The 19,415-nt window shown below is 72.1% G+C and carries 19 protein-coding genes and 2 tRNA genes; 12 read left to right on the forward strand and 9 right to left on the reverse strand.

The window, feature by feature from the left end; translation table 11 throughout:
• Positions 1–93 precede the first annotated feature (93 nt).
• The gene (locus tag AC0NH5_RS35540) at positions 94–978 is read right to left on the reverse strand and encodes a DUF6461 domain-containing protein (RefSeq protein WP_474411458.1); all 885 of its coding nucleotides are present in this window, start codon (positions 976–978) and stop codon (positions 94–96) included.
• Positions 979–1,078: 100 nt separating this feature from the next.
• On the opposite strand from AC0NH5_RS35540, the gene AC0NH5_RS35545 reads away from it, so the two are divergent.
• A complete protein-coding gene (locus AC0NH5_RS35545) occupies positions 1,079–1,522 on the forward strand; it encodes a hypothetical protein (protein WP_474411459.1) in 444 nt (147 codons plus the stop codon).
• Between the two features lie 133 nt (positions 1,523–1,655).
• Here the strand turns inward: AC0NH5_RS35545 and AC0NH5_RS35550 are convergent, their stop codons facing one another.
• The 6 genes from AC0NH5_RS35550 to AC0NH5_RS35575 all read right to left on the reverse strand — a co-directional run bounded on the left by AC0NH5_RS35550 (position 1,656) and on the right by AC0NH5_RS35575 (position 9,542).
• Entirely contained in the window at positions 1,656–2,168 is a 513-nt protein-coding gene (locus AC0NH5_RS35550; RefSeq protein WP_474411460.1) for a SigE family RNA polymerase sigma factor, read from the reverse strand.
• 184 nt (positions 2,169–2,352) lie between these two features.
• Positions 2,353–2,428, reverse strand: a tRNA-His gene (locus AC0NH5_RS35555).
• A gap of 117 nt (positions 2,429–2,545) precedes the next feature.
• Positions 2,546–3,136 carry an oligoribonuclease gene (gene orn / locus AC0NH5_RS35560; RefSeq protein WP_474411461.1) on the reverse strand — a complete coding sequence of 197 codons (591 nt, stop codon included), beginning with the start codon at positions 3,134–3,136 and terminating at the stop codon, positions 2,546–2,548.
• 208 nt (positions 3,137–3,344) lie between these two features.
• Positions 3,345–4,463, reverse strand: coding sequence for a winged helix DNA-binding domain-containing protein (locus AC0NH5_RS35565; RefSeq protein WP_474411462.1), 1,119 nt, complete (start codon positions 4,461–4,463; stop codon positions 3,345–3,347).
• A 92-nt stretch (positions 4,464–4,555) separates the two neighbouring features.
• The gene (locus tag AC0NH5_RS35570) at positions 4,556–7,726 is read right to left on the reverse strand and encodes a DNA polymerase III subunit gamma/tau domain-containing protein (RefSeq protein WP_474411463.1); all 3,171 of its coding nucleotides are present in this window, start codon (positions 7,724–7,726) and stop codon (positions 4,556–4,558) included.
• A gap of 145 nt (positions 7,727–7,871) precedes the next feature.
• On the reverse strand, positions 7,872–9,542 hold the full coding sequence (locus tag AC0NH5_RS35575) for a copper resistance CopC/CopD family protein (RefSeq protein ID WP_474411464.1): 1,671 nt from the start codon (positions 9,540–9,542) through the stop codon (positions 7,872–7,874).
• Positions 9,543–9,637: 95 nt separating this feature from the next.
• On the opposite strand from AC0NH5_RS35575, the gene AC0NH5_RS35580 reads away from it, so the two are divergent.
• From AC0NH5_RS35580 to AC0NH5_RS35615, 8 genes are all read left to right on the forward strand, one after another.
• Complete coding sequence (locus tag AC0NH5_RS35580) at positions 9,638–10,186, forward strand: sigma-70 family RNA polymerase sigma factor (protein ID WP_474411465.1); 549 nt, start codon at positions 9,638–9,640, stop codon at positions 10,184–10,186.
• An 89-nt stretch (positions 10,187–10,275) separates the two neighbouring features.
• Positions 10,276–10,755, forward strand: coding sequence for a MauE/DoxX family redox-associated membrane protein (locus AC0NH5_RS35585; protein WP_474411466.1), 480 nt, complete (start codon positions 10,276–10,278; stop codon positions 10,753–10,755).
• Positions 10,752–11,486 (forward strand): DsbA family protein, encoded by a 735-nt coding sequence (locus AC0NH5_RS35590; protein ID WP_474411467.1) that lies wholly within the window; start codon positions 10,752–10,754, stop codon positions 11,484–11,486. Before AC0NH5_RS35585 ends, AC0NH5_RS35590 begins: the two co-directional genes overlap by 4 nt.
• Positions 11,483–12,469: a hypothetical protein gene (locus tag AC0NH5_RS35595; protein WP_474411468.1), complete on the forward strand. Its 987-nt coding sequence runs from the start codon at positions 11,483–11,485 to the stop codon at positions 12,467–12,469. Before AC0NH5_RS35590 ends, AC0NH5_RS35595 begins: the two co-directional genes overlap by 4 nt.
• A gap of 198 nt (positions 12,470–12,667) precedes the next feature.
• Positions 12,668–13,423 carry an ATP-binding cassette domain-containing protein gene (locus AC0NH5_RS35600; protein ID WP_474411469.1) on the forward strand — a complete coding sequence of 252 codons (756 nt, stop codon included), beginning with the start codon at positions 12,668–12,670 and terminating at the stop codon, positions 13,421–13,423.
• Positions 13,420–14,190: a hypothetical protein gene (locus AC0NH5_RS35605; protein WP_474411470.1), complete on the forward strand. Its 771-nt coding sequence runs from the start codon at positions 13,420–13,422 to the stop codon at positions 14,188–14,190. Before AC0NH5_RS35600 ends, AC0NH5_RS35605 begins: the two co-directional genes overlap by 4 nt.
• Positions 14,191–14,228: 38 nt before the next feature.
• Positions 14,229–15,392, forward strand: a complete 1,164-nt coding sequence (locus AC0NH5_RS35610; protein ID WP_474411471.1) for a sensor histidine kinase — start codon at positions 14,229–14,231, stop codon at positions 15,390–15,392.
• Positions 15,389–16,045 (forward strand): response regulator, encoded by a 657-nt coding sequence (locus AC0NH5_RS35615; RefSeq protein ID WP_474411472.1) that lies wholly within the window; start codon positions 15,389–15,391, stop codon positions 16,043–16,045. The genes AC0NH5_RS35610 and AC0NH5_RS35615 overlap by 4 nt, the downstream gene beginning before the upstream one ends.
• Here the strand turns inward: AC0NH5_RS35615 and AC0NH5_RS35620 are convergent.
• Positions 16,032–16,388 carry an Asp23/Gls24 family envelope stress response protein gene (locus tag AC0NH5_RS35620; protein ID WP_474411474.1) on the reverse strand — a complete coding sequence of 119 codons (357 nt, stop codon included), beginning with the start codon at positions 16,386–16,388 and terminating at the stop codon, positions 16,032–16,034. The genes AC0NH5_RS35615 and AC0NH5_RS35620 overlap by 14 nt on opposite strands.
• A 217-nt stretch (positions 16,389–16,605) precedes the next feature.
• Here AC0NH5_RS35620 and AC0NH5_RS35625 point away from each other — a divergent pair, with 217 nt between their 5' ends.
• From AC0NH5_RS35625 to AC0NH5_RS35635, 3 genes are all read left to right on the forward strand, one after another.
• Positions 16,606–17,046 (forward strand): S-adenosylmethionine decarboxylase, encoded by a 441-nt coding sequence (locus AC0NH5_RS35625; RefSeq protein WP_474411476.1) that lies wholly within the window; start codon positions 16,606–16,608, stop codon positions 17,044–17,046.
• Positions 17,039–17,515: a thioredoxin-dependent thiol peroxidase gene (gene bcp, locus AC0NH5_RS35630; protein ID WP_474411478.1), complete on the forward strand. Its 477-nt coding sequence runs from the start codon at positions 17,039–17,041 to the stop codon at positions 17,513–17,515. The genes AC0NH5_RS35625 and bcp overlap by 8 nt, the downstream gene beginning before the upstream one ends.
• A 774-nt stretch (positions 17,516–18,289) precedes the next feature.
• Positions 18,290–18,364 (forward strand) — tRNA-Leu (locus AC0NH5_RS35635).
• A gap of 90 nt (positions 18,365–18,454) precedes the next feature.
• Here AC0NH5_RS35635 and AC0NH5_RS35640 read toward each other — a convergent pair.
• On the reverse strand, positions 18,455–19,387 hold the full coding sequence (locus AC0NH5_RS35640) for an expansin EXLX1 family cellulose-binding protein (protein ID WP_474411480.1): 933 nt from the start codon (positions 19,385–19,387) through the stop codon (positions 18,455–18,457).
• Between the last annotated feature and the right edge of the window lie 28 nt (positions 19,388–19,415).

The following is a 19,415-nucleotide window of genomic DNA, read 5'->3' on the forward strand; positions in this document are numbered from 1 at the left end:
TGACGCGGGCCTGGTCCTGTCGACCGGGCCCGCGGTCTTTCCAGCCTTCCTGCTGCCGGCGGATTCTTTCAGCCCGCGTCGCCTTGCTGCTTGCTAGCCGCGGAAGAGGCGGCCGAGCCGCCGCGCCGAGGCGACCACCAGGCGTGGCCACTCCCGCTCCTCCGGGTCACCCTCGTCCCCGTCGTCCTCGCGGTGGTCGCCCTCGTCGTCGATCTCGTACTCCTCGTCCCACTTCTCCCCCCGCGACCAGCGACGCTGCGGAACCGGGCGCGGCGCGGGGATCACCGCCGGCCGGGTGGCCGCCGGCCCGGCGCCTGCCGATTCCAGCAGGGTGACCCACCGCCAGGTCGCGGTCTCCAGAGCCGCAAGAGTCAGGTGTACGCCGGTGAGCTGCTCGCCCAGGGCAAGCATCCGCTCCCGGTACCGGGCGTCCCCGGCCCACCCCGCATCGGTGCCGTCGGAGTCCTCCTCGCCCAGGTCGAACCCGAGCTTCTCCAGCACCTCGACCAGCCCGTCCGGCTCACATCCCCGCCGCGTTCCCGCACCGGCCGGGTCGAAGTCGAGCAGCACCTCGCCGTCGCGCAGCCACACGAAACGTGCATCGGCGCTCTCGCTGTCACAGTGCGAGACCAGCACCGTGCCCCGGGACAGCGTCCGCAGCCCCGGATCAGCGGCGTCCCGGGCTGCGCGCGGCTCGACGATCAGCGTCCAATCACCGAACCCGGTCGCCGCGACCACCCGGCCATCGGGCTGCGACCCGGCACCGTCCGGGCCCGGCACCCACCGGGGCTGCGATCCGGCGCTGTCCAGGCCCGGCACCCGCCGGATCCCGATGGTCACGGTCGCCCCGACACCGCCGAGCAGGTCGATCACCTCGTCCGGCGTACGGCCGCGCACGAGGGTCAGGCAATACGCGTCCGCCAGCTCCGCGCACTGCTCGGTGAACCAGGCGTAGTCGTCGGCACTCGCTGCAACCATCCGGCGATCATGCACCACGGCGACGCCACCTGCCAGGGCCCCACCAGGCATGATCGAATTCCGGGTCCGGCGGGTCACCGGCGACCGTAGCCTGACCGGTATGGCGAGAATCGCCCCCTTCGCCGTCGGGCTGATCCTGCTGGCCGGCGCCTGCTCCAGCGACACCGCCGGCACCGGCGCGCCCGACACCGGCCCCGTCACCGGCACCGGTGGTGACGCGGCCGTTTCCGGCGCCGCACCGAGCCCGAGCATCGATTCCGCGCCGGTGGACGACCCACCCGGGCTGATCGCCTGCCGGCAGGTCGCGGGCGCGCTCCGGGACGCGACCCTGATGGACGCCGGCGTCGTGGACGAGATAACGCACAGCAGCGCCACCGCCGACGCTCCGGTGGCCGACGCGGCCACCGCGCTGGCCGAGGCTTACGCGACAGCGCTTGCCGAACGCGGCCGGCCCGCGGAGCCGGACGCCATCGCCGCGGTCAGCGGCGCCGCCGCCGAGATGTCGAAGATCTGCGGCGAGAGCGGCCTCGAATCAGTCCGCTGAGCCCCCGTGCCGACTCAGGGCTCGATACGCACCCGAAGTTCCCTACACACTGCTCCACCCCGACGTGTGGGGACTTGAGGCTCGATACGCACCCGAAGTTCACACGCTGTGCTCGACCGGGTTGCGTGGTGACTCAGCCATGGTGGCCGCCCGTCATCAGCGGCATGCCGTGCAGGTATTCGCTCAGCTGGGCGGCACCGCGCGAGGTGTGGCTCTTCACCGCGCCGACCGAGATGCCCAGGATCGAGGCGACCTCCCGTTCCGGCACGTCGAAGGCGTACCGCAGGATGACGCACTCGCGACGCCGCAGCGGAAGTCGCCGCAGGGCCGCTCGCACATCGAGCACTGCCGCGGTGTCGCTCTCGCCGCGCTCGCGGCGCAGCAGGCCCAGACGCAGCAGACCGGCGCGTTCCCGGCTCTGCTTCTTGATCCACTGGCGGGTCAGGTTGGCCACGATGCCGCGGGCGTACGCGATGGGGCTCTGCGCCGCCTGTACGCGTTCCCAGTGCCGCCACACCTCCACGAACGCGTCGGCGGCCAGGTCGTCGGCGGCCTGCGAGTCACCGGTCACCAGATAGGCGAGCCGGGAGAGATCGGTGTGATGGTCGTCGAAGAAGCGCCGGAAGGCGAGTTCGGCATCGGACAAGGCGGCTGTTTCCTGACCGTCAGGGGAGTCTCGCGAGGGAACGAAGGTTGATCCACACCCCAGTGGTCCGGCGACCCGGAAAAGGTTGCCCGCTGCCCGAGAACTTTTTTCACACACCCCGCGACGACGCAGTGCCTACAACGGCGAAAGGCCCGGTCCGAAGACCGAGCCTTTCGCACTTGACTGGGGTGATCGACGGGACTTGAACCCGCGACCCCCGGGACCACAACCCGGTGCTCTACCAGCTGAGCTACGACCACCATGTCTTGCTACCACTATGCCTTGCTACCACCACACCCACGGGAAACCATCCCCGCTGTGCCGGACAATCATAGCCACACCCCGGCCGGTGCCGTCGAGCGGGTTCCCGGCGCGCCTCACAAGTCGGCGGCGACTGCCTTGGCGGCCTCGACGTCCGGGCCCGGCTGGGGCACGAAGATGGTTCGCCGGTAGTACTCCAGCTCGCGGATGCTCTCCCGGATGTCGGCGAGCGCCCGGTGCGACAGGCCCTTGGCGGGCTGACCGAAGTACACCCGGGGGTACCACCGGCGGCACAGCTCCTTGATCGAGGAGACGTCGATCATCCGGTAGTGCAGGTGGGCGTCGAGCGCCGGCATGTCGCGGGCCAGGAAGCCGCGGTCGGTGGCGATCGAGTTGCCGCACAGCGGGGCGGTCCGGGGGTTGGGCACGAACTCCCGGATGTAGGCGAGGACGGCCTCCTCGGCCTCGGCCATGGTGATCGCCGAGCGGCGGACCTCGTCGGTCAGGCCGGACTTGGCGTGCATGTCGCGCACCACCGGGGGCATCGCGTCCAACGCCGCGTCATCGGCATGGATGACCAGGTCGACGCCCTCGCCGAGCACGTTGAGCTCCGGATCGGTGACCAGCGCCGCGACCTCGATGAGCTTGTCCTTGCCCAGGTCGAGGCCGGTCATCTCACAGTCGATCCACACAAGAAGATCCGCCACGGCGTCCAGACTACGCCGGGCGAGGGGCTCCTGTTTGACGCCTACGGCCGATCGCGGCACGCCTTCGCGTCGTTTGTCCCCTTCATACCCGAGACTTCCCACTTGGCCGATTGCCGGGTAAAGTCGTACTTAACGGACGAAGCCCCCCTTCGGTTACTCCGTTCCCCCCGGTAAAGGGCCCTTCACGTCGGCAGCGTGAAGGGCCCTTTCAATTCCGTGGCGGCAGCCAGGACCGGTCGATCGCGACGCCGCCGGTCTCCACCCACCGGATATCGACGTCTGCGGCGGCATCCGGCAGGGCGAACGCCAGCAGCCGCTCGGCCTGCGCCTCCACCGCCGCCCGATCGGCCGCCCCGAGCGGACGGAACGGGGCGATGCTCAGCGTGGTGCCGATCAGCGCCCAGATCGCGCCCACGAAGCCGTCGATCAGGACGGTCGGCCGCACGATCGACCAGCCCGGCATGACGATCGCCCGGTCACCCGGACGGAGGATCCGGGCACGGTCGGCATGCCCGAGCACGGCGTTGTCGAACTCGGGCAGGAACACCACGGGCGCCGGGGCGTCCGCATCGAGCAACGGGGCGTCCGGTAGGTCGTACAGATCGATCCCGGTCTCGTCCTTGAAGGTCCGCAACCGCATCGCCGGCAGCAGGCCGCTCAGTTTGGTCAGACCCGACCAGGTCTGGATGTCCTTCACGGACGCCGGGCCGAACGCCGCCAGATAGCGCCGGACCAGCGTCTCCGGACTCGGCGCCGGGTTCAGCGGACGCCCGAGCCAGTCCTCGGCGAGCACACACGCGACTCGGCCCCGGTGCCGCCAGGTTCCGGACGGCGGCGGGTGCAGCAACGGCAACCGCAGATGTACGACGTACGAAAGCGCCTTGGCATCGACTCCGGGGAACCGCTCGACCAGGCGACGGGACAACTCCGGCCGGGTCACCGGGCCCTCGGCCAGCACCTCACGTGCGATCTCGGTGAACTTCTCCGGGTCGACGCCGGCGAGGTTGCCGCCGCGGCCGGCGAACCGGTCCAGCGCCGGTTGGATCGTGGGCCGCAGCCAGGGGTAGTCGGCGCTCGCGCTCAGATGCTGGGTGCCCCGCAGCAGCGCGCTGCGCACCACCTGGCGATCGGTCAGCAGCCCGGTCAGATCGTCCAGCCGGAAGCTCTCCGACCGCGCCCAGAGGCTCAGGTAGGGCGAGTCCGGTTCCTGGCCCTGGAGGGCGACGAGGCGCTCGACGATGTCGGCGGCCGGGCGGGGGGTCCGCTCGCCGAGCATCTGCCGGTGCAGAAAGGTCCGGTTCAGCTCGCGGGTGGTGAGGACTCTCATGAGATGACGGTAGGACCGATAGAGGCCAGTTTCCGGCCGGAATGTAGCGGGCGGGCCACCCTCAGGGTGGCCCGCTTCGGTGTGCGCGGTGGTCAGCTGCTTCGCTGACTGTCCTTGGGCTGCTCGCGGTCTGTCCCCGTGCGGTCTTCCGGACGGCCGGCGATGGTTCGGCGGCGGCGCCGCTCCGTGCTGCCGGCGAGCAGTTCGGCGGCCTCCTCCCGGTAGCTGAGGATCCGTGAACCGGGCTTGGACTTCGCGGGGGCCTTGGCGGCGGGCGGTTCTGCCTTCCCGGAAGACGCCGGCGCAATGGTCGGTGCGGCGTCCTTGGGTGTGGCGTCCTTGGGTGCGGCGTCCTTGGGCGCGGCGTCCTTGAGCGCCCCGTCCTTGAGTGCTGGGGGCTTGGGTGCTGGGGGCTTGGGTGCCGTGCTCGCTCGCTGGCTCGGCTTCGGTGCGGTTTGCGGGCTGGTCCGCACCTTGCGCGGCGGGACCTGAGCTGCGGGCTCCGACGGCCGAGGGCCGGCGGGACGCGGGCCGAGCGTCGTGGCCGGCTTCGCGGGGGTGCTCGCCGGACGGGGCACCCGCCCGGCGACTGCCCGCCCGGCACCGTCGGCGTCCTCGGCGGCGCGCTTGGCGGGCGCCTCGTCGGCCAGCTGCGCCGCGCGGGCTGTCGCGGTGGTCGGCGCCGTCTCCACGGCCCGCGCCGCTTCGATGGCCTTCGCCGCTGCCTCGGACGGCTGCTGATCGGTGACGCGGGCGACCCGAGCGGCTACCGTCTCGGCGGCTTTGATCCACGCCGCCGGGGCACGCCGGGTCCCGGTCTGCTGCCGGGCGGCGCCGACGCCGGCCGGCTTGCCTGCCGCCCGGTCCTGCGCGCGGGACAGCGGGTTGTCCGCACGCCCGGTCTTCCTGCCGGTCGCCGGGACCTTGACCGGGCCGTCGAGCTCGACCGCGTGCATCGACGCTCGCTGCGTCTGCTCCGGCTGTCCCTTCATCGCCGGCTCAACCTGTCCGGGCTGTGCCGGCACCGGCTCAGCCTGCTCGGGCTGTGCCGGCACCGTCGCGGCCTGCTCGGGCTGCGCCGGCACCGTCGCGGCCTGCTCGGGCTGCGCCGGCACCGTCGCGGCCGGCTCGGGCTGTGCCGGCACCGTGGCAGCGGTGGCAGCCGCGGAGGGCAGGGGGGCGCCGTCTGCAGGGCGCCCGGACTCCATCGCGTGCATAGACGCCCGGCCCGGCGGGACCTGCCCGACCGGCTCCGGCGTGGTCTTCGGGGCGGCCTCGGCCGTCCCGGTGACTTCGGCCTGGTTCGCCGGGCGGCTGGGGAACGGAACGATGGGCCGCTTCGGACCGTCCGACTTCTCCGGTTCGGCATCGCCCGACCCAGGGCCCTCGGCCGGCGGCGCGGGGTCTTCGATCGGCGGCGCGGGCGCCGTGGTCGCCTTCGTCGGCATCGCGTCGGCCTTTCCATCGCTCCTGCTCGAAGCTGTGCCCCGAGCCGATTCCTTCTCTTCCGGCTGCGTCGCGGTCCTGGGCTCCGCCGGCTTCGGCTCCACGGCGGCTTCCTTGCCGGGTTGGCCGGCCCGGCTGGTACCCAGCCGGGTCAGCCCGGTGGCCGTCCAGTCGGTGACCGCCGGCCCGGTGTGCAGGGCGATGCGCGGACGCTCGTCCTCCTTCGGGTTCTCGAGTTCAGCGTCACTGCCCGGCTCGGTCTGCCCCTCGGACTTCGCCTCAGTGGGAAGCTTTGCCGGCGCCTCGGTGAGAGGCTGCGCCTCAGTGCGAGCCTGCGTCTCAGTGTCAGGCTGGGCGTCGGTCGCAGGCCGGGCGTCGGTCGTAGGCTGGGCGCGGGTCGCAGGCTGCGCCTGGATCGTGGGCTTCGCCGGGGTCTCGACGTGGTCGGCGGCCTCGCCGGTGCGCTGCTCCCCCGCGGTCCGCGTGCGCGGTGCGGCGGCCGGGACGCCCGCCACGGCTGCATCGCCCCGCGGTCCACCCTGGGCCGGCGCCGGTCTGCCCCCCGCCGGCGGCTTGACCACCGGTGGCTTGCCCGTCGCAGATTTGCCCACCGCCGACTTGCGGGCGGCCTCGGCCAGGCGGGCCGCCGCGCGCGCCTCGGTCTGGCGGGCCCGCTCCGGGGCGGTGGCCGCGACCCACGCGCCGACCGCGGTGGCGTGGAACTCGGGCAGGTCGTTGGGGGCCGGTGCGCGCCGGCGTTCGCTGCGGCGGGCCGGTGGCGGGGCCGGCTGCAGGCCGGACAGGGCCGGGGTCCCGTTGAGCAGGTTCAGCGGCTTGCCGGGCGCGGGGGTGTGCGCGCCGGCCGGCGCGCTGTCGGCGGGCGGTTCCAGGACGGGAGTGGGTGCCGGGGCGAGGGCCAGCGCGGAGGAGGCGGGGGCGGCCGCGCCGCCACCCGAGGCGCCGGGACCGGAGCGCGGGGGCCAGGAGAACTGCGGGAGTGCGGGCGGGCGGCTGGGCCGGGAGTCGGCGAGCGTACGCGGGCGGTGTGCTCCGCCGGGGCGCCCGCCGCCGGGCGGCAGGGCCGGGCCGGTGGGCAGCGGCAGGGGGGCCCCGATGGCTTTGATCAGGTCGGGTACCTGGCTGGGTTCGACGACGTAGACGATCTCGCGGCGGCGCCCGGGCCAGGCCAGCACGATCACGCTGGTCATCACCAGCAGGGTGCCGAGGGTGAGCAGGCCCCAGGCGCTGGAGTTCAGCCAGCTCGGCCACACCTCGGCGGCCGCGCCGAGGCGGTTGACCGGTTTGGCCGCCGGGTCCATCAGGACCAGGCTGTACGGGCCGCCGGTGAGCTTGCCGGGTGTCCAGCTGAGCTGGCCGTCCCCGGAGAGCGTCCAGAACGGCTGGCGTGCGGGCGGCCCGGCCGGGGCGAGCCGCCCGGGGACCCGGCCGGCGGTGATCGGGAGGGGGCCGGTGCCGATGTCGACGGCGTCGACCCGGTTGTGCGGGACGCCGGCCAGGTAGCGCTGCACGTCGGCGGTGGGGGCGAGGCCGACGAAGGCGGGACCGGCCACGGTGATCGCGGAGAGCCGGAGGCGGGTGGAGCCGACCCGGGTGAACGGGGCGTCGTCGCGCAGCAGCCGGTCGATGTCGGGCACCACGACGGCGTACCCGGGCACCGCGGCGCTGGTCAGCCTGCCGCTGAACGCTCCGCCGGGGTCACGGTGCTGCATCAGCGCCCACAGTCCGCCGCCGGCGAGCAGCGCGGGTAGTCCGATGGTCAGTAACAGCATGCCGAGGATCGTGCGGAACACCCGCATCTGTCTCTCCCCCTTCCCGGGCCGTACTGCGGGGACCATACAGACTCAAATAACACCAAAGTGGTCAAACAGGCACGGTGGCCTCCGATAGAGATATGACAACGGCCCGGCCCCTTCCGGGACCGGGCCGTACACGCTTTGAAGATCAGTTGATGGTGGCCGTCATGGTCAGCGTCGACTGGTCGATCTCACTGGTCCGGGCGGTGAACTTGAAGGTCCACTCCCCCGCCGCGGGCAGCGCGATGTCGCCGATCGCGTGGAAGTCGGTGATCCGCAGCAGCGGTATCTCGATCGGCTCGATGCCCTTCGCGGTGAGCGCCGCGGTCGCCTTCCACTCGACCACCGGCAGCGGCTTGCTGTCCGGGGTGTAGGCGTACAGATGGATCGAGTTGTTGCCCACGGTGGCCGGGAAGACGTCCACCTGCAGCGACATCTTGTCCGAGGTGAGCATCTGCGTGACGGTGGTGCTGGTGGCGCCCACCTCGGCCGCCTCGGCGGTCCGTGGCGGCGGGATCTGCACCAGCACCGAGGTGACCCCCAGCACCACCGCGGTGATCGCCAGCTCGGCCAGCACGATGCGGCGCAGCGGCCCCGGCGAATCCTCGGCGGCCCTGGACCGGACCAGCTTCCGGGAGTACGCGGCGATCCCGATGACCAGCGCGGCCATCGCGACCTTGGCCAGGATCAGCCGGCCGTACGTGCTGTTGACCAGACCGTCCAGCGACGCCACCTCGATCAGCGCCTGCACCACCCCGGCGAAGACCAGGGCGCCGACCGCGGTGGCCGCCCAGCGGGACCAGATCGGCAGGATCGCGCCGAGTTCCCGCCCGTTCGCCTGGCGCAGCAGGAAGCCGAAGAGCATGACCAGGCCGCCCAGCCACACCGCCATCGCGGCCAGGTGCAGCGCGTCGATCACCACCGAGACGCCGGCCACCGGGGACGCGGTGGGATGCCCGGTCAGCGGCCAGGTGGCCAGGGCGGCCACGCCGAGGACGCCGAGCAGGGCCAGGTCGAGCTTCGACTCGCCGCCCGCCGGGCCGGTCAGCAACGGCCGCAGCAGGAACGCCGCGGCGATCACCACGCCCAGCCGGACCAGCATCACCGCGCCGAAGGTGCTGGCCAGCACATCCCGCAGGTCGTCCAGCCCGACATCGAAGAACCCGGTGCCCAGCGTGTACGGCGCCTGCAGCCACAACCCGAGCAGGGTGCTCACGCCGACCAGCCCGATCCCGGTCCAGATCAGTCGCCCGGGTCCCCGCCGGCTCAGCCGCTGGGGCCAGAGCAGAGCCAGCACCAGCACCGGGCCCACAAGCAGCACGAGTCCGGCGTACCCCAGATATTTGGCGATCGGAATGAGGGTGCGGACCACCGGATCGGCCCGCACGTCGTCCTCGGCCGCCGTGGGCGGCGTGGAGGCCGCGCCGACCGAGAAGCTGATGGTGCCCGCCACCGGGTGGCTGTCGGCGGAGATCACCCGGTAGCTGACCAGGTAGGTCCCGCGACTGCTGCCGGAGCGCAGCGGGATCGTCACCACCGTGCCGGCGGCGGTCGGCTCGCCCTGGTCGGCCCGGGAGCCGTCGGGGGCGAGCACCCGGATCTTGTCGGAGAGCAGTTGCACCGACTCGCTGAAGGTGAGGGTGACCCGGTTCGGCGCGTCCGGCACGATCGTGCCGTTGCCGGGGTCGCTGCCGACCAGGGCGGCGTGCGCGCCGGCCGGCGCCGCCGTCACCAGCGAGCCGAAGAGGCCGAGCAGCAGCCCGGCCAGCACGGCCCAGACCCGGCGTCGGTCAGTCTTGGCGTAGCCCACTTTCGGCATGCCCTCCCTCTCCGGTCATGAACGGGTAGTCGCCCGAGGCACTTGCATGGTTCCAGATGGCGACCGATGTTGCCGATTCGCGTACCATTCCGCCCGTGACGGCAGGGGAGCGCGAAGTGGACGAGACGACCCGGCTGGCTCTGCTCGCCCGCACGGGCGACCCGGCGGCGCAGGCCGCGTTCGTCCGCGCCACCCAGGCCGACGTGTGGCGTTTCACCGCCGCGTTGATCGATCCGGGCGCCGCCGACGACCTCACCCAGGAGACCTATCTGCGGGCGTTCCGGGCGTTGCACAGCTTCGCCGGCCGGTCCACCGTCCGCACCTGGCTGCTCGGCATCGCCCGCCGCACGTGCGCCGATCACCTGCGCTCGGTGGTGCGCCGGCGCCGCCTCGACGCCCGGCTCGCCGCGCAGGCCATCACCGATCTGCCCGCCGGTGACCCGGCGCACCGGCTGTCCAGCGCCGACCTGCTGAGCCGGCTCAGCGAGGAGCGCCGGACCGCGTTCGTGCTGACCCAGGTGCTCGGCCTGTCGTACGCGGAGGCGGCCGAGGTGGAGGACGTGCCGGTCGGCACGATCCGCTCCCGGGTGGCCCGCGCCCGCGACGAGCTGATCACCGCGATCTCCCGAGCCCAGGCGAGCTAGGGACTTTCGCCCCTGTCTGTCCCGGTGTGGGCCCGCTCAAAATGATCGGGAACTCGACCGCGACGACGAGCGTCTAACGGGGCGTGACCATGGAAACCCGGATTCCGGCGGCCTGGCCGTGGATCTCCACCGCCGCGCGGTTCGGCCTCGCCGCGGTCTGGTTGGTCGCCGGCGGGCTCAAGGCCGGCGATCTCGCCGCCTCCGCCCGCGCGGTCAACGCCTACCAGCTGATGCCGTACGACGTGGCCAAGGTCGTCGGCGCCGTCCAGCCCTTCCTCGAGATCGCTCTCGGGCTGCTCCTACTGGCCGGGCTCGCGGTGCGGCTCACCGCCGCCGTCTCCGCCGTGCTGCTGGTGGTCTTCATCGCCGGGATCGTCTCGGCCTGGGCCCGCGGCCTGCAGATCGACTGTGGCTGCTTCAGCATTGGCGGTGAGCTGGCCGCCGGGCAGGACACCGCGTACGGCGTGGACCTCCTGCGGGACCTCGGGTTTCTGGCACTGGCCGGGATTCTGCTGTGGCGGCCGCGGACCCGGTTCTCCGTCGACGCAGTACTCATGGGGGAACGATGAGCAAGGGCAAACGGACCCTGAAGGCGCGGCAGGTCGTCGAGCACCAGCGCACCGCTGAACGTCGCCGCACCGTGACGCTCTGGACCTCGGTGGCCGCGGTGCTGGTCCTGTTCGTCGCCGGGCTGATCGGTTACAACGCGATGACCGGCGCGGACAAGGGCAAGCTCACCACCCCGGCCGCGGCGGTCGACGAGGGCACCGCGTTCGCCACCGGCACCGGAGGTGTCACCGTGGACGTCTACGAGGACTTCATGTGCCCGGCCTGCCGGAGCTTCGAGCAGACGGTCGGGCCGAAGCTGACCGAGCTGGCCGCGTCCAACAAGATCACACTGCGGTTCCACCCGGTCGCCATCCTGGACCGCTTCTCCAACGGCACGGAATACTCGACACGGGCGGCCGCCGCGTCGGCTGCCGCGGCCGAGGAGGGCAAGTTCGTCGAGTACCACGACGTGCTCTACGCCAACCAGCCGGCCGAGAACACCGCGGGCCTCACCGACGACAAGCTCATCGAGCTGGCCGCATCGGTCGGCCTGACCAGCGAGAAGTTCACCACCGCGGTCCGGGAGGGCACCTACAGGACATGGGCTACCCAGGCCACCGAGAAGTTCTCCGAGCGCGGCTTCAGCGGCACCCCCTCGATCGCGGTCAACAGCGAGCAGGTGACCGGGCCGGACGACACCCTGCCCACCGCCGAATTGCTCACCCAGGCCATCGACAAGGCGGCCGGGTGAGGCGACTCGCCCTCCTCCTTCTGCTGACAGTGGCCGGCGTGGTTCTCGCGCCGGCCACTCCCGCGTCCGCGCACACCGGCGACACCGACGGGGTCAGCGACTATCGGGTCGACGTGACCGGGGTCAGCACCCCGATGGACGGGCTGAGCGTGCGAGTGGTCGAGGGCGGCGCGCGACTCGAGCTCAGCAACGAGACCGAGCGGGCCGTCGAGGTGCTCGGCTACTCCGGCGAGCCCTACCTGGAGAGCAGGCCGGACGGCGTGTACCAGAACGTCAACTCGCCGGCCGCGTACGTCAACGAGACGCTCGACGGTGACACGCCGCTGCCCGCCGCCGCCGATCCCACCGCCGCGCCGTCCTGGCGCCGGATCTCCGGCGGGACCACCGTGCGCTGGCACGATCAGCGCACCCAATGGCGCGGGCCCGGCCGGCCGCCGCAGGTGGCCGCCGAGCCGGGCCGGGAACACCGGATCAGCGAGTGGGCCGTTCCGCTGCGCGACCAGACGCGGACCTTCGAGGTTCAGGGAACCCTCGACTACCAGCCGCCGCCGCGGGCATGGGCCTGGTGGGCGGGCGCGGCGCTGCTGGCGGTCGCGGTCACCCTCATCGCCCGGCGGTGGCCGGGAACGGTCGGGGCGGTCGCGCTCCTCGCCGGGACGATCACCTTGGGGTACGCGACGACGCGCGCCCTGGACGGCAGTTCACCCCCGGGCGTACTGATCCTGGCCGGCCTGCTCGCCTGCGCGGCCGGTCTGCGGCACCCGCCGTTCTATCTGGCGCTCGCCGGTTTCGTGCTGTCCGCGTTCGCCGGTTTCGGCAGCTCGGACGTGTTCACCGCCGCGGTGCTGCCGGTCGCCGGGCCGGACTGGACGGCCCGGGTGGCCGTCGTGGTGGCCGTCGGGGCCGGCGCCGGGCTGGCCCTCACCGGGCTCCTGCGGCTGCGCGCCGCCGTCCCCGCGGCGCCGGCACCCCTACCCCGGTAGCGGGCCGGTCGCCCACGGACCCGACCGTGGGCGCTTCTGCGCAGCTCGCCCTGTCCCTAGCGTCGAAATCATGATTGAAGTCGACGGACTGACGAAACGCTTCGGGAACACCACAGCGGTGAACGGACTGTCGTTCACCGTGCGGCCCGGCCAGGTGACCGGTTTCCTGGACCCAACGGCGCCGGGAAGTCGACCACCATGCGGATGGTGATCGGGCTGGACCGGCCCACCTCGGGCACCGCCCTGGTGAACGGGCAGCCGTACCGGCGGCTCGCCGCCCCGCTCCGCGTGGTCGGCGCGCTGCTGGAGGGACGGGCCCTGCACCGGGGCCGGTCCGCCCGTGCGCATCTGCTCGGGCTGGCCCGCACTCACGGGATCCCCGGCCGCCGGGTGGACGAGGTGCTGGCCGAGGCCGGGCTCGCGGCGGTCGCCGGGCGGCGGGCCGGCGGGTTCTCGCTCGGCATGAGCCAGCGGCTCGGGGTGGCCGCCGCCCTGCTCGGCGACCCGGCGGTGGTGATCCTGGACGAGCCGGTGAACGGCCTCGACCCGGACGGCGTGCTGTGGATCCGGACGATGCTCAAGGACCTCGCCACACAGGGCCGTACGGTGCTGATCTCCAGCCACCTGATGAGCGAGATGGCAGTCACCGCCGATCACCTGCTGATCGTGGCGAACGGCCGGTTGCTCGCGGACACCACTGTGGACGAGCTGATCGCCCGGGCCGGCACGGACCGCTGCCTGGTCCGCTCACCGGACGCCGCCCGGCTGCGCGAGGTGCTGGTGGCCGGCGGCGCGACCGTGGCCGCCGGCCCGGAGCCTGCGGTGCTGGAGGTGCGCGGCCGGGACGCGCGGGAGATCGGCACGACGGCGGCCGCCCATCAGCTGGTGCTGCACGAGCTGACGCCGCGCAGGGCCTCGCTGGAGCAGGCGTACATGGAGTTGATGGCGTCATGAGGGTGTCGTTGGCGCGGGTGACTTACGCCGAGTGGGGCAAGCTGACCGCCCTGCGCTCCACCTGGGTGGTCTTCGCGTCGGCCGCGCTGATCACCGTGGGCCTGGCCGGCGCGATCAACTGGAACATCTACCGGGTGGCCGGCGCCGAGGTGTCCCCGGCCGCGCTGATCGCCCAGGCGTTCCTCGGCATCGACGTCATCTCGCTGGTGCTCGGCGTGTTCGGCGTCCTGCTGATCACCGGGGAGTACAGCTCCGGCCTGATCCGGGCCACGTTCGCCGCGGTGCCCCGCCGCACCCCGGTGGTCTGGGCGAAGGCCGCCGCGCTGACCGCTGCGGCCGCCCCGGTGATGTTCGCCGTCTGCGCCGCCTCGCTCGCCGTCGCGGAATTCTTTCTCCCGGACGGGCAGCGGATCGGTCTCGGCGACCTGCCGGCGCACGCGCTTCCGGGCGCCGCCGCCGCGCCGGTGGCCCTCGCCCTGATCGGTCTCGGCATCGGCGCCCTGATCCGGCACACCGCCGCCGCCATCACCGTGTACGTCCTGGTCCTGCTCGTGCTGCCGGCCCTGATCGAGCCGGCGCTGCCGGAGTCGGTGGCCGACGACGTGCTGCGTCACGTGCCGGTGGCCGCCGCCCAGGCGATGTACTCCGCGCAGAGCGGCAACCCGTTCCGGATGCTCGACGCCGGCCCGGCCGCCCTGGTCACGCTCGGATGGGTGCTGCTGGCACTCGCCGCAGGGACGGTGGCCGTCCGCCGCCGGGATCCGTGAGGACACACCGGGACGCCTCACCCGGCCACAATGGCCGGGTGAGGCTGCGCGAGCTCCGGGCCCTGACCGGGCGCCACCCGCTGACGGTGGACGCCGGGATCGCCGTGTCCGTGATCCTGTTCTGCGGCCTCGTCCTCACTGGACGGACCGGTGCTACGGTGCACCCGGCGAGCCCTCTGGACTGGGCCTCGGTGGTGCTGGTGCCGGTGCCGCTGATCTGGCGGCGGCGTGCGCCCGGCCGGGTCTTCCTGGCCACCACCGCGCTGATGTGGATCACCGCCGGGTTCGGCGCCCAGTCACCGGCCGCCTTCCTGGTCCTGCTCATGGCCCTGCACGCCCTGGCCCGCCATCACCCCGCGCGGTACGTCTGGCCCGCCGTGGCGCTCACCGTGATGTCCACCGTCGACAGACCGCCGGCCTTGGGCGCCTTCTTCGCGGTGTCCGCCGCCACGGTCGCCGCCGCCCTGATCGGCGTCAACCAGCGGACGCGCACGGCGTACCTCAACGAGTTGGAAGATCGAGCCCGACGGCTGGAACAGGATCGCGACCAGCGCACCCGCCTCGCGGTCGCCGAGGAGCGGGCGCGCATAGCGCGCGAGATGCACGACGTCGTCGCGCACCACCTCGCCGTGATGGTCGCCCTCTCCGACGGTGCCGCCGCCACCGGACCGGCCGCACCGGACCGCGCCGCCGGCGTGATGACCCAGGTCTCGGCCACCGGGCGGCAGGCGCTGAGCGAGATGCGCCGGCTGGTCGGCCTGCTGCGCACCTCGACCGGCGGCGGGTACGGCGAACGCGCGCCGCAGCCCGGCCTGGACGACATCGACGCCCTGGTCGACCGGATCCGGGAGGCCGGGGTGCGCGTGAGCCTGACCCGCGAGGGCGCGCCCGGCGACTGGGGGCCGGCGGCCGGGCTGACCGTCTACCGGATCGTGCAGGAGGCCCTCACCAACACCCTCAAACACGCCGGACCGCACGCGGCCGCCGAGGTGTCGCTGCGCTACCGCCCCGACGGCGCCGAGGTGTCGGTGGTCGACGACGGCGCCGGCCGGATCGCCGCCCGGCCGGAACCCGCCGGCCGGCACGGACTCGCCGGCATGCTGGAACGGGTGACCGCCTACGCCGGGCGCCTGGACGCCGGACCGCGCCCCGGTCCCGGCTGGCAGGTGCACGCCCGCCTGCGGTTCGGGGCCACCGGATGACGGTCGACGTCCTGCTCGCCGACGACCAGCCGCTGCTGTCGCTCGGGCTTCGCCTGGTGCTGGAGGCCCAGCCGGACATCACTGTGGTCGGCGAGGCCGGCAACGGCGCGCAGGCCGTCACCATGACCCGCGCGCTGCGCCCCGACGTGGTGCTGATGGACGTGCGCATGCCGGTGCTCGACGGCATCGAGGCCACCCGCGAGATCGTCGCCGGTGGCAGCCCGGCCCGCGTCCTCGTGCTGACCACCTTCGACCTGGACGAATACGTGTACGCCGCGCTGCGGGCCGGCGCCAGCGGGTTCCTGCTCAAGGACGTGCCGCCGGCCGACCTGATCAGCGCGGTGCACGCGGTGGCCGGCGGACATGCCGTGGTCGCACCCGCGGTCACCCGGCGCCTGCTGGACACCGTCCTGCCGCACCTGCCCGGGCCGGCCGGCGACGACCGCCTCGACCGGCTCACCCACCGGGAACGCGAGGTGCTGCTGCTCGTCGCCGAAGGGCGCTCGAACCAGGAGATCGCCGCCGAGCTGCACCTGTCCGAAGCGACCGTGAAGGCCCACGTCGGCCGGCTGCTCAGCAAGCTCGAATCCCGCGACCGGGTGCAGCTGGTGATCCACGCGTACGAGAACGGGCTCCGGTTCAGACGCCGGTGATGTCGTCCACGTTGACGTTGACGGCCACCACGTTCAGCCCGTAACCGGTCAGCGCCTCCTTGACCTTGGCCTGCACCTCGGCGGTGACCTCGGCGACCACCCGGCCGGCCGCCAGGACCAGCACCACGGTCACCGTCACGTCGTTGCCCTTGACCTTGGCGCCCACGCCCCGGGTCGCGTCGCCGACCTCGTCCAGGCCGACCTTGTCGAGCACGCTGTTGAAGAACCGGGCCACGTCGCCACCGAGCTCCGCGACGCCGGGAACGGCCCTGGCCGCCGCGGCCGCGATCTTCTCCACGACCTCGGTGGAGACGGTGGTGCTGCCGTTCGTAGCCTCGCTCATGCCCTGCTCTCCGCTTCTCTCGCCGATGCGCCGGGGGAGCGTACCGCGAGTACAGCGCACCGTGCGTAGAACGCCATCGATAACGCGTTCCCACGCCCCCGCCCAATCGGAAAACGGCCATTGCCGCCATGCCGGGAAACGGAATCCACTTTGGCATAACAATGGTCAGCGACATGGCGGTAACGTTTCTCCACGGCCATTTCTTTCAGGAGGATCGATGGACGATCATTACGGCGACGAATTGACTCTCCGGCTCTCCTCGATCAGCGACACCCGGCAGCTCGACGACGACCGGGCACTCACCACGTTCATGCGTGACCTGGTCACCGGCATCGGCATGACCGTCATCGCCGGGCCGCTGGTCGCCACCGAGGACGGCCCGCCGGAGAAGGCCGGGAAATCCGCGGTCGTGATCCTCGCCGAATCGCACGCCGCCATACACACCTATCCGCACCTGCGGGAGATCCTCGTCAACGTGTTCTCCTGCAAACCGTTCCGCGAGGTGGACGTCCTCGCCGAGTTCCACCGGCTCGTCGGCGACTTCACCGTCACCGAACGCGCCCTCACCCGGCGCGGCGAAGAATGGCCCCGCGACGTCCACGCCGCCCGCCACGTCTGGACCGCCCAGCGGGTCGCACTATCGTCGGCGCATGACTGAAAACGTGCGTCTCAGCGCCGGCGACGCCGCGCCCGACTTCACCCTGCCCACCGACACCGGCGACAACCTCACACTCAAGGACCTGCGCGGACGCAAGGTGGTGCTGTACGCGTACCCCGCCGCGATGACGCCCGGCTGCACCAAGCAGGCCTGCGACTTCCGCGACTCGCTCGCCTCGCTGCAGGCCGCGGGATATGAAGTGGTCGGCATCTCCCCCGACAAGCCGGCCAAGCTCGCCAAGTTCCGCGAACACGACGCCATCACGTTCCCGCTGGTCAGCGACGAGGACAAGAGCGTGCTCACGGCGTACGGCGCGTTCGGTGAGAAACAGCTCTACGGCAAGACGGTCACCGGCGTCATCCGGTCCACCTTCGTCATCGACGAGAACGGCACGGTCGAGCGCGCCCTCTACAACGTCAAGGCCACCGGCCACGTCGCCAAGCTGCGCCGCGACCTCGGGCTGGACTGACCCCACCGGACCGAGATCGGTCCGACGAAATCCGCAAGTCCCGGCCACACCCGCCGATCAGGAAAGCATCGCCACCGTCTTTCCAGGCCGGCGCGGCGCCCGGGCTCACGGCGGCCGTCATGCGGTACCAACCCGCAAGGCGGCCGCCGTGCACGCGCATTGACGTCACACGTAAACTTGCTTCATGCCTAGGGTCAAGTACATCGCGGAGGTCCTTCGGACCGCAGCCGCGCAGGCGCACAGCGTCGCAGAGGTGCTACGGGTGCTCGGCCTCCGGCAGAGCGGCGGCTCGCATGCACACATCAGCCGGCAGATGAAGCGATTCGGCATCGACACCTCCCACTTCACCGGCTCGGCCCACAACCGGGGACACCGCCGGCTGTGGAACCTGCCTCCCCGGGAGCGGCTTGTTCAACTCCCGGAGGGCTCGCGCAGGATCCCCGGCCAGCGACTGCGCCCCGCGATGCTTCGCATCGGCCTGCCCGAACATTGCGAGAAATGCGGCTGCGGCACGACCTGGAACGGCCGACCCCTCGTGCTGCACGTCGACCACATCAACGGGGACTTCCTGGACAACCGGCCCCGGAACCTTCGGTTCCTCTGCCCGAACTGCCACAGCCAGACATCGACATATGCGGGCACCCGGCGTGATCCGTCAGCCCCGGACGACGTCATCTACGACGATACGGCCACCACTCCGACCGGGATTCCGCTAGGCAGACGTCTCCCTCGTCGGCGACAATGGCCGTGGGATGTGTACATTTATGCACCCTGGGGGCCGTAGCCCAATTGGCAGCAGGCACATGGTTTAGGTCCATGACAGTGCGGGTTCGAGTCCCGCCGGCCCTACCGATGAACGGAGCCTTGCCCGATCGGCGCCACGATCGAGCAAGGCTCCGTTTGCCGTAGGTGCGTGTTCCGCCCGAGACGACCAGCCGGTCAGCAGGTGGTGGGGGCTGCGGCCAGGTCGACCAGCGGCTGCTCGCCGGGCGCGGGCGCCGTCGTCGCCGACTCCAGGACGGGGGCGGCCGACGACGCGGAAGCGGCCGGGGCGGTGGGTGCGGAGCTGGTCGCCGACGGCGTGGCCGCCTTCTTCTTGACGGTGGCCGAGGCCGAGGGCGACGCGGTGGCGGTCTTCTTCTTCGGCACGGTGACGGTGGTGGAGCCGCCGCCGATGCGGACACCGGTCTTCTGGACGGCGCCGGGGTTCATGTCGATGCCGGCGACGGTGGTCGTCCTCCCGTACACATCGGTGATTCTGATCCGGTACGGTCCGGGCCCGGCGCCGCTGTCGATGATCCAATAGTTGAAGTCGGTGCGCTGGGCCGCGGTGAAGCCGCGTCCCGCGCCGGCCACCTTGACCGATGACAGCAGGTTGGCGTGGTTGTCGATGCGGGCGGCGAACCAGTACTGCGAGGCACCCTCTTTGACCCGCACGCTGATCGGGGCGGGCACGGCGGGGTTGGCGACCAACTTGTACTTGATCGGGATGATGCCGTCGACCTCGGCGCCGATCTTCTTGAAGGCGGTGCGGCTGAGGTCGAGGTGGCCGGCGGCGCATTCCGGGCAGGAGTCGAAGACCTTGACGCGGACCTTGCCCTTCGGGCCGGTGACGTCGAGGTAGGCGCCGCAGGAGGCGCCTGCGGCGTACTGGTCGGGTCCGAGCGCGACGTAGAGGTCGTCGGCGGGCACCTCGAACGAGCAGTTGCCGGAGGTGGCGGCCAGGTCGTAGAAGGTGGCCTTGCCGGTCTTGGTGCTGGTGCTCGGCGGCGCGGCGCACGCGGATCCGCTGTTCTGCAGGAGCAGGGCGACGCCGATGAAACCGGCGAGGATCGCGGCGCCGCCGGCCGCGAGCCATCTGATCGAAAACATGCGTCGATGAGCACTCACCCCGGGCATC

The sequence above is a fragment of the Actinoplanes sp. 13 genome, assembly GCF_056134165.1.

Coding starts and splice junctions, on each gene's coding strand:
- AC0NH5_RS35615 (WP_474411472.1), top strand. CDS start 15,389: ATGACGGTCGACGTCCTGCTCGCCGACGACCAGCCGCTGCTGTCGCTC.
- AC0NH5_RS35570 (WP_474411463.1), bottom strand. CDS start 7,726: ATGCGGGTGTTCCGCACGATCCTCGGCATGCTGTTACTGACCATCGGA.
- AC0NH5_RS35585 (WP_474411466.1), top strand. CDS start 10,276: ATGGAAACCCGGATTCCGGCGGCCTGGCCGTGGATCTCCACCGCCGCG.
- AC0NH5_RS35545 (WP_474411459.1), top strand. CDS start 1,079: ATGGCGAGAATCGCCCCCTTCGCCGTCGGGCTGATCCTGCTGGCCGGC.
- AC0NH5_RS35620 (WP_474411474.1), bottom strand. CDS start 16,388: ATGAGCGAGGCTACGAACGGCAGCACCACCGTCTCCACCGAGGTCGTG.
- AC0NH5_RS35540 (WP_474411458.1), bottom strand. CDS start 978: ATGGTTGCAGCGAGTGCCGACGACTACGCCTGGTTCACCGAGCAGTGC.
- AC0NH5_RS35605 (WP_474411470.1), top strand. CDS start 13,420: ATGAGGGTGTCGTTGGCGCGGGTGACTTACGCCGAGTGGGGCAAGCTG.
- AC0NH5_RS35575 (WP_474411464.1), bottom strand. CDS start 9,542: ATGCCGAAAGTGGGCTACGCCAAGACTGACCGACGCCGGGTCTGGGCC.
- AC0NH5_RS35565 (WP_474411462.1), bottom strand. CDS start 4,463: ATGAGAGTCCTCACCACCCGCGAGCTGAACCGGACCTTTCTGCACCGG.
- AC0NH5_RS35640 (WP_474411480.1), bottom strand. CDS start 19,387: ATGTTTTCGATCAGATGGCTCGCGGCCGGCGGCGCCGCGATCCTCGCC.
- AC0NH5_RS35600 (WP_474411469.1), top strand. CDS start 12,668: ATGCGGATGGTGATCGGGCTGGACCGGCCCACCTCGGGCACCGCCCTG.
- AC0NH5_RS35625 (WP_474411476.1), top strand. CDS start 16,606: ATGGACGATCATTACGGCGACGAATTGACTCTCCGGCTCTCCTCGATC.
- bcp (WP_474411478.1), top strand. CDS start 17,039: ATGACTGAAAACGTGCGTCTCAGCGCCGGCGACGCCGCGCCCGACTTC.
- AC0NH5_RS35590 (WP_474411467.1), top strand. CDS start 10,752: ATGAGCAAGGGCAAACGGACCCTGAAGGCGCGGCAGGTCGTCGAGCAC.